The 15780-nt window shown below is 61.3% G+C and carries 17 protein-coding genes; all 17 read right to left on the bottom strand.

Translation table 11 applies throughout. The features are described from left to right. Positions 1 to 229, bottom strand: a 229-nt coding sequence (locus ACNPP0_RS05610) for a hypothetical protein (protein ID WP_448705240.1), incomplete at its 3' end; no start/stop codon positions are given. Between the two features lies 1 nt (position 230). Then, positions 231 to 1121, bottom strand: a complete 891-nt coding sequence (locus ACNPP0_RS05605) for a hypothetical protein (RefSeq protein ID WP_314359032.1) — start codon at positions 1119 to 1121, stop codon at positions 231 to 233. After that, complete coding sequence (locus ACNPP0_RS05600; protein ID WP_448705239.1) at positions 1118 to 6724, bottom strand: phage tail length tape measure family protein; 5607 nt, start codon at positions 6722 to 6724, stop codon at positions 1118 to 1120. The genes ACNPP0_RS05605 and ACNPP0_RS05600 overlap by 4 nt, the downstream gene beginning before the upstream one ends. Before the next feature lie 36 nt (positions 6725 to 6760). After that, positions 6761 to 7021 (bottom strand): DUF1799 domain-containing protein, encoded by a 261-nt coding sequence (locus ACNPP0_RS05595; RefSeq protein ID WP_448705323.1) that lies wholly within the window; start codon positions 7019 to 7021, stop codon positions 6761 to 6763. 47 nt (positions 7022 to 7068) lie between these two features. Continuing rightward, on the bottom strand, positions 7069 to 7389 hold the full coding sequence (locus ACNPP0_RS05590; RefSeq protein ID WP_189371703.1) for a phage tail assembly chaperone: 321 nt from the start codon (positions 7387 to 7389) through the stop codon (positions 7069 to 7071). 71 nt (positions 7390 to 7460) lie between these two features. After that, on the bottom strand, positions 7461 to 8111 hold the full coding sequence (locus ACNPP0_RS05585; protein ID WP_448705238.1) for a phage tail protein: 651 nt from the start codon (positions 8109 to 8111) through the stop codon (positions 7461 to 7463). 102 nt (positions 8112 to 8213) lie between these two features. After that, positions 8214 to 8654, bottom strand: coding sequence for a hypothetical protein (locus tag ACNPP0_RS05580; RefSeq protein WP_146073953.1), 441 nt, complete (start codon positions 8652 to 8654; stop codon positions 8214 to 8216). Beyond that, entirely contained in the window at positions 8651 to 9004 is a 354-nt protein-coding gene (gene gp17 / locus ACNPP0_RS05575; RefSeq protein ID WP_448705237.1) for a DUF3168 domain-containing protein, read from the bottom strand. The genes ACNPP0_RS05580 and gp17 overlap by 4 nt, the downstream gene beginning before the upstream one ends. Next, positions 8997 to 9491 carry an HK97 gp10 family phage protein gene (locus ACNPP0_RS05570; protein WP_104145982.1) on the bottom strand — a complete coding sequence of 165 codons (495 nt, stop codon included), beginning with the start codon at positions 9489 to 9491 and terminating at the stop codon, positions 8997 to 8999. The genes gp17 and ACNPP0_RS05570 overlap by 8 nt, the downstream gene beginning before the upstream one ends. A 3-nt stretch (positions 9492 to 9494) precedes the next feature. Then, complete coding sequence (locus tag ACNPP0_RS05565; RefSeq protein WP_448705236.1) at positions 9495 to 9827, bottom strand: phage head closure protein; 333 nt, start codon at positions 9825 to 9827, stop codon at positions 9495 to 9497. A gap of 8 nt (positions 9828 to 9835) precedes the next feature. Continuing rightward, positions 9836 to 10156 (bottom strand): head-tail connector protein, encoded by a 321-nt coding sequence (locus ACNPP0_RS05560; protein ID WP_448705235.1) that lies wholly within the window; start codon positions 10154 to 10156, stop codon positions 9836 to 9838. Positions 10157 to 10197: 41 nt separating this feature from the next. Then, positions 10198 to 11421, bottom strand: a complete 1224-nt coding sequence (locus tag ACNPP0_RS05555) for a phage major capsid protein (RefSeq protein ID WP_448705234.1) — start codon at positions 11419 to 11421, stop codon at positions 10198 to 10200. Positions 11422 to 11432: 11 nt separating this feature from the next. Continuing rightward, positions 11433 to 12059 carry an HK97 family phage prohead protease gene (locus ACNPP0_RS05550; RefSeq protein WP_448705233.1) on the bottom strand — a complete coding sequence of 209 codons (627 nt, stop codon included), beginning with the start codon at positions 12057 to 12059 and terminating at the stop codon, positions 11433 to 11435. Positions 12060 to 12067: 8 nt separating this feature from the next. After that, positions 12068 to 13297, bottom strand: a complete 1230-nt coding sequence (locus tag ACNPP0_RS05545; protein ID WP_104145959.1) for a phage portal protein — start codon at positions 13295 to 13297, stop codon at positions 12068 to 12070. After that, positions 13294 to 13449 carry a hypothetical protein gene (locus ACNPP0_RS05540; RefSeq protein ID WP_189371716.1) on the bottom strand — a complete coding sequence of 52 codons (156 nt, stop codon included), beginning with the start codon at positions 13447 to 13449 and terminating at the stop codon, positions 13294 to 13296. Before ACNPP0_RS05540 ends, ACNPP0_RS05545 begins: the two co-directional genes overlap by 4 nt. Before the next feature lies 1 nt (position 13450). Beyond that, positions 13451 to 15175 carry a terminase large subunit gene (locus ACNPP0_RS05535; RefSeq protein WP_448705232.1) on the bottom strand — a complete coding sequence of 575 codons (1725 nt, stop codon included), beginning with the start codon at positions 15173 to 15175 and terminating at the stop codon, positions 13451 to 13453. A 3-nt stretch (positions 15176 to 15178) separates the two neighbouring features. Further along, positions 15179 to 15661 (bottom strand): phage terminase small subunit P27 family, encoded by a 483-nt coding sequence (locus tag ACNPP0_RS05530; protein WP_104145969.1) that lies wholly within the window; start codon positions 15659 to 15661, stop codon positions 15179 to 15181. Positions 15662 to 15780 lie beyond the last annotated feature (119 nt).

Below are 15780 nucleotides of genomic sequence, written 5' to 3'. Positions count from 1 at the left end.
CGGCCGCTTTCGCCGTGGCCTGATTGCGGCTAGTTGCTGCGTCCTGCGCGCTGCTCGCCGCAGCGTTGGCGCTATCGCCCGCCGCGTCGGCGGCTTCATTGACCTGGGCCTGTAGCAGATTCGCCTCTTGGGCAAACGTCGGCAGCGCGGCCATGAATGCATCCGCACGCTCGGGGAAATTCGCCGGGTCACTACGGCTCGGCGGATTCGGTAATGCTGTGATCGCCATATCAGGTGAGTCCTTCAATTTCTAAGCTGCAATAGGAAACCAGCGGATAAGCGATTTCCAAAGAAAAATCCCGGTAGAAGCCGAAGATCGTGAGCGGGCCGTAGCCCTCCGCGTCCGTACCAATCCAGACGCAAGGCGTAGCGCGAAGACCGGACAGGAGTCGATAGACCGCATTGAAACGGGCTGAATCGACCCATAGCCGGTGCGACATTCGACGCGAGAAGCGACGACGCCGAAACGTCGTTACCCCTGTTGCGGACGTCTCTTTGCGGCTGTAGTCTATGATCCCGGCGCTGCCCCCATACTCGACTTCACCGACCTCATAGGCACTGCCGCAAATCATGGCGCCGCACGCCACGCCCGCACCCGGCGCGCTGATAGTTACCTCAAGATGCAGACTCCCGTATGCGGGGATATCTGTGAGAACCACCTCGGATAGCGGTATGAACGGCTCAAAGAAGTACTCAAACCAGTTCGAAACAATCGAACCCTCCAACTGACGCGAGTGCTCGTAGATGATTGGCCCTGCGGGGCCGTCCCTGCCCACCACCGAGAGATGCGAGCCGCCCAGCTCCAGCAGCGCCAGGCTGTTCGTGATCCCTGGTTTGACCACCACTGCCAGCGGGCTGGCCGCGACCGTCTGCGTGCTGACCTCGCTATCGAACATGAGCCATTTGTTGGTCGGCCCCGCCGCCGCCCAATAGAGCGGCGACAGGTCCGGTTGATGGCCTTTGTTCGGCGCCTGGACGCACTCGTAGATGATCGATTCATAGAGGACTTGCGCCCCCAGGGGATAGTCGGTTGCCGAATCGTATGCAGGCAGATCGCTGTCCGGCACGCTCGAATAGATAAGCTGTGCCGGACCGATCACGACGGGTTTGATTACTTTCATGTGCCTTCCACCTGAAGAGGTGCGCCTGCCTCGGTACGGACCACAATCCCGTCGATTTCCAGCCGGTCAAGCTGGCGCGCGGTCTTGCCGGTATTGCTGGCCGTCGCCCGGGCCTCGATGCGCAAGCTGGCAACTTCCGCCCGCAGCGCCTCGTTCGACTCGCGTAACGCCCGCAGTTCAGCAAGCAGCAACTCTTGATTGCCGCCCCCGGAGAGAATTGCCTGAGTACGTTCTGCGCTGAAAATCCGCGAAGGGCCGGTCACCTCCAGTTCCGGCCCGCGCTCGCCGACCAGGCGCAAGCCGCCGGCATGGTCGCCCCCCTTTGCAAATGTTGCGACGGCTTGGCCGGTCAACGCGTTAACCACTTGGCGAAGTCCGTTCACCGTTGCATCGCGGCTGGCGTTGATCGCATTCGTGATCACCTGTTCACCGCTAAGCGCCGACGTTTCAAGGGCGGCCAGGGTGGCATCGATCTGCGCAAGCAGGTCCAAACTTTCCTTGGCGTAGTCCTTCGGCGCCACGGAATCCAGGCGGCCGGCAACCGCTTCGGCCCGCGCCAGCGCCGTAGCAACGAATGCCTGATAGGCGGCATCGGATGAAAACGAATCCTTCGCCGCCTCTAGCATCGGTTGAAGGAGTGCGTTGAGCTTGTCGGCATAGCCGGCCAGCGCCTCCCCATCCGAACCCATCGCGCTTGCGTATGCCTTCGCATAGTCGCCCTGCAACGAAGCAAACTGATCCTCGGGGGAAAGCTGGCTGTAGCGGTAGTCCGAAACCGACTTTCGAAGCCCAGCTGCGCTCTGCGCCATCAAGCCGGCCAACGCCTTCTGGGCCTCGTAGTAACGCACCGTTTCCGCGCGCAACTCGCTCAACCGAGAAACCGACTTCGTTGCATCAAGCCCGAACTTCTGCAATGCGTCCGCGTAGGCCGTCTGCTGGTTCTTGGCGTTCGTTGCCGCCTCGGTCGCAGCGGCCTGAGCGCTGGCCGCTGCTGTCACCGAAGCCGCATACTCAGCCTGCAAGCGGGCCACGTCTCCGAGAGCAGGAGCACCAGCCGCTGCCGCCTCGGCGGCTCGCAAAGCCGCTTGGGCCTGCTCCCACGCCGCCTGGGCTGCTGGCATTTGTGATTGCGCCACGCTTCGAGCCGCGTCCAGCTCCTCCCAGTTCTTCTTTTTGTACGGGACGGTCTTCGGCGCGTAAATATCCCAGTGGAGCTTTTCCAGCAGCGCCTGGGCTTCGGCCGCCCGTTGCTGGGCGGTTGCAAGCCCCGAGGTTGCACTGTCGTAGCTTCCTTGTACGGCGTTGTATGCATCCTCTCGCTGCTTGCGTTCCGCTACCCGCTGCGCCGCCAACGCATCAGCCGCGGTCAGGCGGCCAGAGGCAGCAATCAGCCCTGCATTGCTCGGCCCCACAGTGTTGACGCCGGCGATTTCCTTCGCAATGGCCTGTGGCGTCATGACCTTGGCGTCTATGATTCCGCGCGCCGCCTCACGTACTGCCACCCGCTCGGCATTGATGCCATCCAACAACCCAGCAAAACGGCTTGCCAGATTCTGGAATGCCTGCGCCATCGTCGCCACGAAGGTATCGGTATCAAGTGCGGCGAGCGCGGTGCCTAATCCCGCAAAGTCGATGATCGCGCCGCCGGCTTGCGCCCGCAGATCCGCGATCTGATCGCCCAGCAGTGCGGATGCCTCCTGCCCGGCAGTCATTTCCGCAGAAACGCTGGTCAGATTGCCGTTGAACTGGATAAGGCCAGAGTCCAGGATCAAGAACAAACGCGAGATATACCCGACTGTCGCCGTAGCCGCCGATGCGCTATCCGACACCTCATCAAACGCCAGTGCCGCACCGGACAATGCGGGTAACGATGCCCCGCGCCCAACAAACGGCTCAAACAATGCCGCAGCGGCTTCTTGCACCGCCCTTTCAGATGCTTCTATCGCCGCAGCAAATGCAGGCCCCAGAGAAATCAAAGTGGCATAGGCCGCGCGCCCCGAATCGCTCGTCAAATCCAGTGCCAACGCGACCTTGTTCAGCTCCTTCATGGTGTTGGGCATATCGATGCCGACCGATTGGAGCGCATCACCGATCGACGCCAAGCTGAACTTGGCGCGTTCGCCTTCGGTGTATGCCACCTCGTAGAACGCTTGGCTGGCATTCGTAAAGCTCTCCAAACCGCCGAAGGCCGCCGCGACTTTAGTCGCCGTTTCCGCACCCATCAGGGACACGTCCAGCAGGTCATGGCGAAGCAGCTTCAAGGAAGAATTGACGTTCGCCAAGCTGTCACTCAACCGCGCAAGTGTCTGACCGGCAGATTCACCCTCGGCCGCCAACCGGTCTATGTCGGGAATCAGCGCGCGCACCATGTTCTCGCCGACGTTTGCCAGCATCGTGTCGATGAGCTTCTGGTTCTCTTCGGCGTCCTTCGTCAGCGTGACCTTGATGCGCTCGCTGTAGGTGTCCAACGTCTTGGAAGACACCCCAATAGAATCCGCAAGCGCGCCGACGCCCATCTTCATCAATTCAAAGGAGGCCGTCATGGACTCCATGAATTCGCTGTCCAGCGAACCGTATTGCACCCCCTTCTTATTGCTGCGGAACACCCCACCCTTTTGAGTCCAGGGTGTTTCGTTGTGGCCCATGAAACCGAGCGTGCCGAACTCGCCAGCAATCGACGTGTCGCCGTACTTTTTCGGCTGCATTCCGAACAGCCTCGCGATGGTGGATGAGCCGGACAGCATCGACGCCCATTCGCCCTTGACGCCAACCGCCCGCAGAATCTTGTCGGTCCACAGCGACGGCCCGGTGATCGGGTTGTACTTGGCAATCGGCGCCATCGTGCCATTGCCCGCATCCCATCCCTGTTTGTAGAGCGAACGAGAAGCCATCATGCCGGCAGCAATCCAGCCCACCACCGGGATTGCGCCAGCGGCCATCGAACCAGCGCTGGCCGCCGCGCTTCCCGCAGTCGTCGGGCCTGCCAAGCCAGCGGCCAGCGTGGCACCCTGCCCTGTCATGCCCAACGCAAACTGCGTAGCCGCCGTTGACCCGATAGCGCTGCCAATGGCGGACACGCCAGAAGCGAGGGACGCAGTGATCCCACCCGTCAGGGCGCCGTATGCGGTCTTGGCAACGCTCAGTACGTTCATCAGGCCCAGGCCCCCAAACGAACCGCTTTGCCCCGCCGCACCGGCCAGAGACGCCACGGCACCGCCCGCAGAGGACGTGCCGCCCATGATGCCCGCCAGATTGGCGACCATGTTCACAACAATGGGCTGCGCAAACATTTTGTACAGCTGGTCCGCGACCGTTGTCTTAAATGTCGTGGTCAGCGACTTGGTGAACGACTTCCAGCCCTCCTTGCCGTTGTTCAGCATGTCGGCAAAGCCGATCCGGAACACGTCGCCGTACTTATCCACGCTGCGCTCCCAATCACGCGCTGCGTCGTCCGCGATCTTCTTTTGGGCGTCCTTCACGTCCTTGGCGCTGATCGCGGCAGAAAGGCGTTCCCGGGCCTCGATTTCCTGTTCAATGAGTGCAACTTCGCGCTCCGACCCTTCGAACCCGGCCAGCGTTGCCTTGCGGTCATACAAGCGCGCGATAGTCAGACGCTCCAGCGCCGCCTTGCTCAGCCCGTAAGTGGCAACCTGATCTTCGATTGCGGCGGCCTCCAGGCTGATCTTTCCGACGCCCTCTTCCAACTCCTGCATGTACTTCGCGCGCGACTCCAGGAACGCTGCCGTTTCCTTGTTAGTGCGCGCCAGGGCGCCTGCCTCGGCGGCTAGCGCCTGTGTGCGCTCCAGGCCGGCGCGCGCGGCTCCCTTCAAATTGCCTTGAAGCAACTCGCCAATCTCAGCGGCGCGCCGCTCATGCTCGTTGAGCTTGCTGGTTTGCAGACCACGCTCGGCCAGTTCCACGGCCAGCGCCTTTTCTTCGACGATGCGCGCCCGCAAGCGGGCGGCTTCGCTCTCGGTCGCGCTCGGGCCTTTACCTGGTCCCTTGTCTTCAAACCGCTTCTCGATATCAGCCAACGCGGCTTGGTGCGCGGCATACACCTTGCGATACTCGTCGGTCCCCGCGACCAGGCCCACCACCGCTTTCCGATAGGCATTGGCCTCCGCCTCGAGGGCTTTGGCGCGTTGCTGCGGCTTGGTATTGCGCGTAGGGTCGTCCAAATATTCGGCGCGAGCGCGCGCGGCGGCCAGATCCTCGACGGCCTTCTTTTCCGCCTGCGCAGCAGCGACAGCGGCAGCGGACTTCGCCAACATCGCCCCCAGTTCAGCCTGGGCGCCATCGAGGCCACTCAATTCCTTCGCTGATACCGTGGCACCGCCCGCGCGAGCAAGCCTGATGTTCTCCTGCCGCTGGCGAACCTCCCGCTCCGTCTTCGCGATGGCGTCTTCCGCAGTGGCAGGCCGGCCAATATCCAGCATGGCATCCCACGCGCCCTTGGCCGCGCCTTGCACACTGACCCAAGCACGCTCAAGCGTGCCAAGACTGCTGGTGAGCTTTGGGGCGCGCTCGTTCAAGGCATCCGCATAAGCCTTCTGCGCCACGGCCGCCGCTTCGCTCGACTTTCCCTGCTGATCCAAAGCGCGAATTTGCTCATAAGTGCTGGCCGTCAGGTAGTTCATACCTTCGTTCAGCTTGAGCGAGGCCTCAAGCGGCGACTTACCCAAATCCTCGAACGCCTTGGCGGTATCGGTCACTGCCGTGCCGGTCACTTTCTCCCAGCGAATCGCAGCGGCCGTAAAACCCTCCAAGTTCTGCGCACCCACCTTCGCTGTGCCTGCGAAGACATTCAGCGCCGCCGCAGCTTGGCCCTGCGTACCGACCGTTGCGCCGATTCGCTCGGCCATTACCTGCAACTGGCCAGCGGTCACGCCGGCCGCGTTGCCGGTCTTGACGAGCGTCTGGACGTACGCCGAGGTCTCCTGAGAACCTTTGTAGTACGCGAAGCCGAGGGCCGCCACTGCACCCGCCGCCAGCGTCATGGGGCTGATAAGGCCACGGATGTAAGTTCCCATGGCTCGCGCTGCGGGTCCAATCCCGCCAAACATGTCCTTGAGCTGCCCACCCTGCTGAAGCATCACAGTCATGGGCCGTTGGCCGCCCTGAAGGGACGTGATGATGTCGGTGAACTGCGCCGGCACACCGCGCATCGCCGCCGCCGTCGCCTTTGCAGACATGCCCAATTGCTGCATAACCGGCTCGGTGGAGGCCAACGCCACTTTGGCCTGAGTCTGCTTAGCCGTAACCGCGTTCAGTTGATCCAGATAGGGCTTGAGCTGGTTGGCGTCAACGCCTCGCTGCTTGGCGATTTCCTGAAAGTAGGCCGCCGTGCCACGAGCGCCCGCCTCGGTTACGGCGATCTGCCGCTCAATCTGTCCGATGAGGCTCTGCGTGGAGCGCTCAATCTTCTTGGTAGCCTGGCTGCTGCTATCGGCCGCCTTGTTAAGACTGGCCGACGCACCGCGCCCCAGGCTATCCAACGACCTCTTCGCCTTGCCCGTTTCTTGCGCAACGTCCGCCATCGCGGCAGACAAGCCGGAGGTGTCACCGGTGACGGCAATGACGCCTTCCGCAATAACTTTCGCCATGGTCAGCCCAAATGAAAAATGCCCGCTCGTGGCGGGCTACTTCCGGTTTATCTCTTCCAGGGCGGCAAACTCAAGGACGCGCACCTGCTCTTCCAACTCTTCGTACTGCTCTGACGTGAGGTTCAGGCGATCCATCTTGTGGAACAGGGCGCAGTAGTCCAATCCCGTCGCCCCTCCCATACCGATGCGCCATTGCGAGCGCATCGCGAAGAACAGCATGAACGCGGCTTCGTTCTCCGGCCATATGTCGACTGGATCGCCGGCCACATCGTCCGAAGTAAGCCCGAATGCCGCCAGCTCCCGCGGGTCGGGCGCCTTCTCGTAGAGGGCGGCGCCCAGCGCCTTTAGTTTCCCAGGCGCGCCTTGCTGAGTTCGTCGATGTAGGCGCCCAGCACGGCACGCGCGGAACCGACGTAGCCCTGAACCAGGCGTTCGATGTTCTCCTGGTCAAAGGCATCGTCCAGTTCCCAGCCGCACGCAATGTCCAGCAAGAGCTGGACGTCATCGGTGCGTTCTGCCAGTCCTTCGGCGAACTGCTTGAATTCTTCCTTGGTGCGATGCTTGAAGGTGAACTCCACATCTTCATAGCCCGCGCCGGGGACGGGCAACGGAACCTTCTTCTTGAACGTGGGGGCCGGATTGAGGGTGAATTTTGTCTTTGCCATGATGGGATGTACTCCGAGAGGGTGTTTGGTTCGCGCTGCCGACCAATACGGGCGGCAGGTTCGCGGTTCACTTATGCGGCGGCGTAGCGCACGGGGCGCGACAGCAGCGAGAACGTGGCCTGCACGCCCATCACTTCGCCCTTGGTCATGGTCGGCGTCTCGTTGAACGACACATAGCCGTTGTAGAGAATCATCGAACCGTTCGGGAACGTGATGCGCAGGGCGCGCACTTCACGGGTCTCCGCAGCGGCTTGCAGCGCCTTGTAGCCGGCCAACGTCGGATCGTCGGCAATGGTCAGCGCGAGCGATTGCGCGCTGGCTTGCGTCGGGATCTGCGCTTCGAAATCGTTTTCCAGGAAGCTGTACGTGGCGAACTGCATTTCGCCGCCGGACGTGCTGGTTTCCAGGATCTGCGTGATCTGCGTAAACGCCGTGATTTCACGCACGGAGCCGGCGCCGGTGCCTGCGGGAAACTGCACCAGGGAGGACGTATTCATGCCATCCAGCGAGAAGGCGCCAGCGGCGGCCTCGGCGACACGTACGATGCGCTCATTGATCTTCTGCCAGCCGGACTTCACTTCGACAAGCGCGCCATTGGTGATGCCGTGAGCGGCGCTGGTCGCAACGGCCGGATTGGCATTGGTCAGAGCGGTGATGTTCTTCGACGCGCCATATGCGGTCGCCAGCGCGATGATCACGCCATTGGGGAGGGATACTGACATTGTGGGCTTCCTATCTCGGGACGAAAAAAACCCGCACGAGGCGGGTTGTGTGGTGTTGCCCCACAAAGGGGCGGTCTCGGCCCAGCGGGCCATCAAAGAGGATTACGGCGGCTCAAAAATCGGGCTGTCGATTTCGAGCGCTACGCTGGTGACAGCGATATCGGTGCCGCCACCGATGCCCAGCATTCGGCTAGAGGCGCGGGCGGTGAAATAGTGATGCCCGATACCCGGAACCGTTACGCGAAAGCTGAAGCTGGATTCAGAATCAAGCGCTGCGCGCAGCAAGGCCTGGCCCGGATCGACCAGGCGGTACATCTCCAGCGGTAGCGAAGCGGCGGCCTGGGCAACACGTCGCTGATAAGGGACCGCCGCGCCAATGGGGTGAAAGGGAACGTTCTGATACGACTTGCCCAGGCTGCTCAGCACCCGGACGCCACGGACAGGCGTATAGGCCAATGCGTCGAACGCCGAGCGCGTCAACGTGGACGGAAGGACGGCGCTGACACCGACCGTAGAGCCGGTGGATACATGAGGTGTCGTCATAGCGTGTCGTGCCAGATCATGAAATCCTGCGTGGCGCCCTTGAACCCGGTGATCGGGTCCGTGAGGGACACCGGTCCACCCTCGGGCCGAGCAAACGTCGGCGCCCCGCACAGGATCGCCCTGGCAGCCGCAATCAGGCCGGATGCGTTCAGGCGGCACTTCGCCCAGACATTGATCTGGACGCGAGCGCCCTGCTTGTCCGCCGTTTCCCCGTCCACAAACACGACATCGCGCCCCCCGACCTGTTGGTACGTCATGAACGGCATGGGCGTGTCGCCGGCTGCGGTATCGGGAAATACGCGGCCCTCCACAAGAGGGGCAAGGGCGGCAACAATCATCGGCTCAAGCATTCAGAATCTCCCCGAGCTTTTCCGCCATTCGGCGCCGCCCAGCCTCAACCGCTGCGCCTAGCTTCGCATCGATCGATACCCGCAGGTACGGTTGCGCCGGCTCGAAGACAGGCGTTTTTAGCGGCTGGTCCTTCAGCGTGACGTACGAGCCGTCAGGCCGCCTCAGCACGGCGTATTTGCGCCAATGGCCATGCTCGACCAGCCACCAGTGGGGAGCCTTGCTTTTATTCACGCCAACCAAGTAGGTTTTTCTATCCGGGCCGGAATCGGACGCATCGAACCAGCGATAGATAGCAGCCCGGAGCTTTCCCATATGGAACGGAACCCGCGCCCGCATTTCGTCATAGAGAACAACTGCCATCGCGTGTGCCGCCGGGCGCACCGCTTCTTCCTGCACCTGCTTAACAAACGCGGCGACCTGGCCGGCAATGTCGCCCTCAAACGAGAACGCGACCGAACGGGCGCTGTGCTTTCTGGCCTGTCTCATCGCTCAAGTCTCCCTCGCAGATAGCAAGCGGCAAACAAGGTCAACATGTTGCCGGCGCTCTTCATCGGGGAGGACCGCATCCACCACGTAGGTATCCGCCCCCCGCGTGATGCGCATCCCCATCACCACGTCGCGTCTATACGGGAGACGTACACTGGCTTTGGCAATCTCCTGCTCAGCGCCCGCCTTGATCGCCGCCACGCCCGAGACGAAGCGTATGGAGGCCCAGGCCTTCCCCACGACCGTCCACCGCTCAAGCGGCTCGTTTGCAGCGTCTCTGCCCTCTTCGCGACGAAGAATCGGCACTCGGCGGTTGCGGTTGCCTGCTTTTTGCATGGTCCCTCCTAATCCGGCCACCAACGGTATGGCGCGGCCAGTTCCTCGAAGCCGTACGGGATCGGGGCAAGCTCGAGATCGGTGGCGGCCTCGCGGTTCTTGTCCCAGTGACCGATGAGCAAAAGCAGCGCCAGCACCACATCATCTTCAAGAACCAGCGCGTTGGCAGGAGCAGGTTCAGGAATATCCGCCGCAGTTTTGAAAAGCTGACGAAGTGTCCGCGCCTGGAATCTCCGCACAGCCGCGCCCACGTACCGACCCAGCAATACATCGCTGGTGTCCTCGGCTTCAATGCGCAGCTGCTCTCGAACTTCTTCCAAATCGAGCATTGAGGTCAGCGGGCCGATTGCTCAGCCCGCCCCGAAAGTAGTTAGGCAGCCTTGCCCTGCAATGCCTTGATGGCCGCAGTGTCTTGCAACACGCACCCGAAGCGGTGGAAAGCCAGGAAACCGGTCTGGTCATATTCGGCGTAGCGCTCCACCAGGCGCTTGAGCACCATGTAGCGAACGCGGCGCAGGATGAACTGATCGAAGTCGCCCGCGAACATGAACTTCGCACCGGCGGCCACCGACGGAATGGCTTGATCGATCACGTACTGGTACTTGAGCAGCCGGGCCGGCGCGTTGGAGTCGAGACCAGGAATCCACAGCGGGCGGCCATTGCCGTCTTCCATTTCTTCCAGGGCTTGCAGCGTGGCGTCGTTGAACGCCAAGCGGAACTTGGGCGCATTGCGGTAGGCCGGATCGATAGAGTGAATCAAGCCGTTCACTTCCTTCCAGGTGAAAGCCCCCGCAGCGGTGGTCTGTTTCCCGACAGAGGCAGACGCGGCCAAGCCCTTGGGCTGGGCGGGCGAGCCGGTCCCCGTACCCATGACGATCAGGCGGGATTCGGCACGGCCGATACGCGAGGCGATGCGACCCGCCAAGTACATCTCCATATCGATGCCCGAGTCCGAGAGCAGCTCGTTCGACACTCGAATCACTTTGGAGGTCAGCTTGTGGGCGCCCAGTGCGTCCATGCCGAATTCCACGTCCTTTTCGCCGGCGTCGGTGTTTTCGCCGATCAGCTCGCCTTCATCATTGGTGCCGTCACTCGTAGGCCACTCGATCGGATTGCCGCCGTCAGTAACCAGCACCTGCGCGACACTGGCGATGCCCCCGTACTGCTTCATGGATTCCTGCACCTTAGCCAGGAACGTCGTCGGAACGGTGTAGCCACCCTTCTCCGGGCCAGTCACGCCCTGAGCGCGGGCTTCCAGCAACATCTTGCGCTCTTCCGAGGTCAGTTCGCCTGCGCCATGACGCACGAACTTGATGAATGCCTGGGTGCGCTGCTCGTCGGGGCTTCCGTTGCCCGCCGCAGCGGCGGCTTCCGCTGCCAACTTGCCGGCGTTGTCTTCGACGTAACGCTGCTCGGTATCGCGCAATTCTTCTTCGCGCTGAATCTGCTCGTCCAGCTTCTTCAGGTCGGCCTTCATGCCGTCCCATTTGGAGCGCTGCTCGTCGCCCCAGGCGGTTTCGCCTTGAGCGTCGTGGAACGTGCGCATTTCAGCAGCGATCCGCGCACGTTTTTGCTTCAGTTCTGCAAGGGTCATATCGACTCCGATTAAATTGATGTGAGAGATGTCAGTTCAAGGAAGCGCTCGCGTGCGCGACGCTCGTGTACAGCTTTGGCGGCCAGATCCTGGACGCTTTCGGCCATCTTCTTCCAGCTTTCCAGCGAACGCTGGGCGGCGTGGCTATCGCCATAAGCTGGGTACGTGACCGGCGACACGTCGCGCAGTTCAGCCAGCTTGTGGATCGTTCGGACGATGATTTCGCCTTCGCGGCGCCACTCGTCGCCATCCGGCGCGACGCGAAAGCCAAAACTCGATCCAGTCACGTCTCCGCGTTTCAGCGGCGTCAGTACGAGATCGCGGACCGTCTGCGTTTCCGGTGGGTCGATGGTGTAGGCGAGGCCACGAGAGTCAATCTCCAGCCGCAGCGTGTTGCTTCGCGTACGCCCCAGGACGAAATTCGGGTCGTGATTGAAGAGCGCCCGTACGTCATCGCCCATGACGTCATCGAACGCGCCAGGGGCAATTTCCTCCACGAACGTGCCGAAGAGCAGCGCGCTACGCGTGTTGAACACTGCGGCGTAGCCAGCGATCTGCGGGCGCTCCGTTTCACCTTCGCCAGACGTGCGAAGCTCACACGGCTGGTTGCCCAGCGTGCGCATTTCAAGGTCTTTCATGGTTGTCCCTATTGGCTTTCAGCCGGCGGGTTTGCCGGCGGCTTTCCGACCTCAGCGGCCGGCTTAGCATTGACGCTGATAAGCAAATCCGACAGCCCTTCACGGGGGCTGAGGTCTTCCAGGGCGCGGACCTCATTACGGTCCATCCAGCCATCAGTGATGGCCGCGTGATAGAACTCCGCCCGCTCTTTCGGCGTACCGCGCAGCAGTCCGGCAAGGTTCAGCTTGACGTAGTAGCCGGCGCGTCGCTCGGCGGGTGTGAACAGCTTGCTGTTGAGTTCCTGCTCCCAATTCACGCCCCAAGGCATCATCGAGTAGCGCACGAAGCGAATGCTCTGCTCCGTGATGTTCGAATTGGTGGCGCGCTCCAGATCGTTGATCATGTCCGCTGGCACGTTATAGATGGCCGCGATCTCAGTGCGGTTCATCTTTCGCGTTTCAAGGAACTGCGCGGCCTCTGGCGGAATGGTCAGCGCGCGATAGTCAAGGTCTGCCGGCAGCAGAAGCGTTTTGTTCTCCGACTGGATAAGCCGCGACACAGCCTTACTCCAGAACTCCCGCAGCCGCCCCCAGGTATCTTTGTTGAGGTCGCCCTTGACGGTGAGAATTCCGGTCGGGCGGCCACCACCTTCAAAGAATTCTCGCCCATACCGCTGCGCAGCGAGGCCCAACCCGAGCATGTCAGCGTGCTGCTGGATGATGCTCTTGCCCATTCGGCCAGACGAGCCCAATGCGCGGATATGCACCATGTCTTCCGGCGCCACGGCCATCGCCTTGCCATCTTCGTCCGTCGTGCTATAGATCCATCGCCCAGCGGGCTTAATCAGCGTGGTAGCCCATGGCAAGCAGAACTCCAGTGACTGAAGTTCGCCGGAACGGCGTCTCACGATCCGCGTGTAGCCATTTCCCCAACCCAAGACGTGATGCTGCTTCGTCTCGCGCCATTTGTAGCTGGTTTGCCAGTCGTTCGGCTTGGAATGGATCAGATCAAAAGCCGGATGGTCGGTCGCTGGTTCTATCCGGTTCCCTTGACGGCGCAGAACGACCGCAGGCAGCTGCGCCACGTTGCTGGACAGCACGTAGTGGCACGCATATACCGCTGACAGGCAAAGAGCCGCCTCCGGCGTCACTGCGATGCGCTTGCCTTCCCCGTGCAAGTACTCTTGCAGGTTCTGGCCAGTCAGCGGCACAGAGGGGCTTTCCAGGCTGCGCCCTTCAAAAAGCGAAGACAAGATCATCGCTTCCCCCCGGCAGCGGCGCGCAGCGCAAATGCGAGCAGCAAGGAACCGGCGGCCAGAAGTGCGGGGCCGGCACCGAATTGCACATACACCCCGGTCGCCACGCAGCAAAAGCCAGCCAGGCCAGCCGCATCAATCAGCAGATTCTTCATGTCACATCACCAGAATGTCGTCATCGGTCAGGTTATCCAGCACCGAACCGCCACGGTCTGACAGCATTGCGCGGCCAACCGCCATAATCAGCGCCACAGCGCCGTCGATTTTGTTGTCGTTGCCCTGTTTGATAGGTCGAACAACGTCGTCATTACCCGGCAAGTGCTTGCCGATGACGTTTCCAATGCACCATGTCATGATTGGATTCCCGTCGTGATGAAAGCGGCCCGAGCGAATGGCCGCCTCGAGTTCCTTCATGGGATCGCTCATGTTTGTGTAGTTCTGCACGATGGTGACGGGCGAGAGTCCGTCATCGTCCAGATGGTGCGATAGGTTTGTCGCGCCGCTCGGGTCAATCGGCGATTGCTCAACGGGATTGCGGCTGTGTGCATCCACAGCCTCCGCAAGAATCTCCCGATAGTCGATTTCCGCGCCATCCGTCGTGTACAGATGGCCCGTGTTCACCCACTTTTGAAAGCGCTCGGCCATGCGCCGATTGTCCGAGTCGTTCGCGGTATCTTCGGGAACCCAAAAACGTGGCGCCACACTGAAATAGTGGCGCCTGCCGTCGATGACCCGGCAAAAAACACGCGCCATGCTGTTCATGTCCAGCTTGCGCGCGAGGTCGAACGCAAGAAAGCAACTTTCGCCCTCGAAATCCTCAAGGCGCAGCGTCTCGTCTTTGCAGGCTTCCCACTGCTGAAGGTTGAAAAATCCAGTTTTGGCGGTCACCCACAGGTTTAGGTGCTTCGTCTTGAAGGTATTGGTGAACCTAGCCTGCTTGATTGCGCGCTGCTGCTGGCTGATTAGGTACTCGGCATACACCGACACGCCCATATTGGGGTTTGCTTTCGCCAACACCCTGGGATCTGTCCAATCGTCGCCTTCGTCCAGGGTCCATATCCACCCAAACAGCTCATCGTTCGGGACAAGCCCCTCCAGCATCTCGATGACTTCCCGCCGCTTGTCGTAGCACGGGCCTTCGATGTTGGCGCCAGCGGTCGTAATGATGAACATCAGGGGGTGCTGGCGCGCTCCCATGCCGGTCAGCATCGTTTCGTACAGAACCGCTGAATCATGCTCGTGGTACTCGTCCACGATTGAGCAAGATGGCGATGCACCATCGCCAGGGTTGCCAATGATCGGCTCGAACCGGCTTCCATCTTCCGGGCGGGCCAAGGCCTGCGCGTTTACCTCGATGCCTAAGTATTCAACCAGGCCGGGAGAACGCTGAACCATCAAGCGAGCCGGCCGGAAAACCTCCCAGGCCTGCTTTTCAGTGGTCGCGCCCGAGTACACCTCAGCGCCGAACTCGTTGTCGGCTGCAAACATCGAAATGCCGACGCCAGCCGCGATAACACTCTTACCGTTCTTTCTGGGAACTTCCCAGTACGACTCTCGAAACCGACGAAGGCCACCCTTCTTGTGAACCCAGCCGAAAGTGCACGCCAATCCGAATTTCTGCCACGGCTCCAGCGTGACCGACTGTTGTTTAAAGGCCCACTCTCCCTTTGTGTGGGGCATGAGTTCGATCAAAGCGAGCTTTTTTTCTGCCTCCGCCGCGTTGAAGCGGTAGAGATAACTCGCTGCCTTGGACGCTGCCAGGTCGTCAAGGTGGCGTTGACACGCCAGCACCACGTACCGACATGCAGGCACCTTTCCCTTGACGACATTCTTTGCAAATTTCAGCGCCTGCGCTACCCGGGGATACTGCGGCGCCGCCATACATCAGCCCCCGCCCAGGAGCGCCGCAAACGGGTTTTTCTCGTTGGGCTTCTTGGGACCAATCAAACGCTGACGGCTGGACGGGTCCAGGCCGAGCATCGCCCCATAAGTTGCCATCTGCTTGACTGCCTCGTTCTTTGCCGTCAAAGCTGGATTCTTTACCGCGCCACCCTGGGCGCCATCCACGACCAGGCCGTTCCGCGCTATGTGCTGCTCCGCTTCGCGAAACTGGTTGTAGGCAGCGCAGTACACCTCTAGATTTTGCACGTCGGTGGCGAGGATCAGCCGTTGGCCGCATAACTGCGGCACCACGGTGTCCCACAAGGCACGGCCAAACTCCCCCATCCACTCTGGACAATCCACTGTCCGGACCAGCGTAAAGTCGGGCTGATCAGTATTTAATTTGCGCTTTCCCGGATTTCCGGCGGCCAGCTTCTTATCTACCGGCTTGGGCCTACGTCCGGAGCGCCCTGCTACTCCCGGCATGGCCCCGCTCCTTTGATTAAAGACTGCGCGAATCGCGCTGACCGCTAAATTTCATTTTTCGCGGGCGTAAAAAAAAGACGGAACGGGCCGTCCGGTGTGCGTTCGGGCCAGAAATTGGG

The organism is Achromobacter semiaridum (assembly GCF_053543755.1).
The sequence above is the reverse complement of the archived record's forward strand: the minus strand, read 5'-3'. Positions and strand labels throughout refer to the sequence as shown.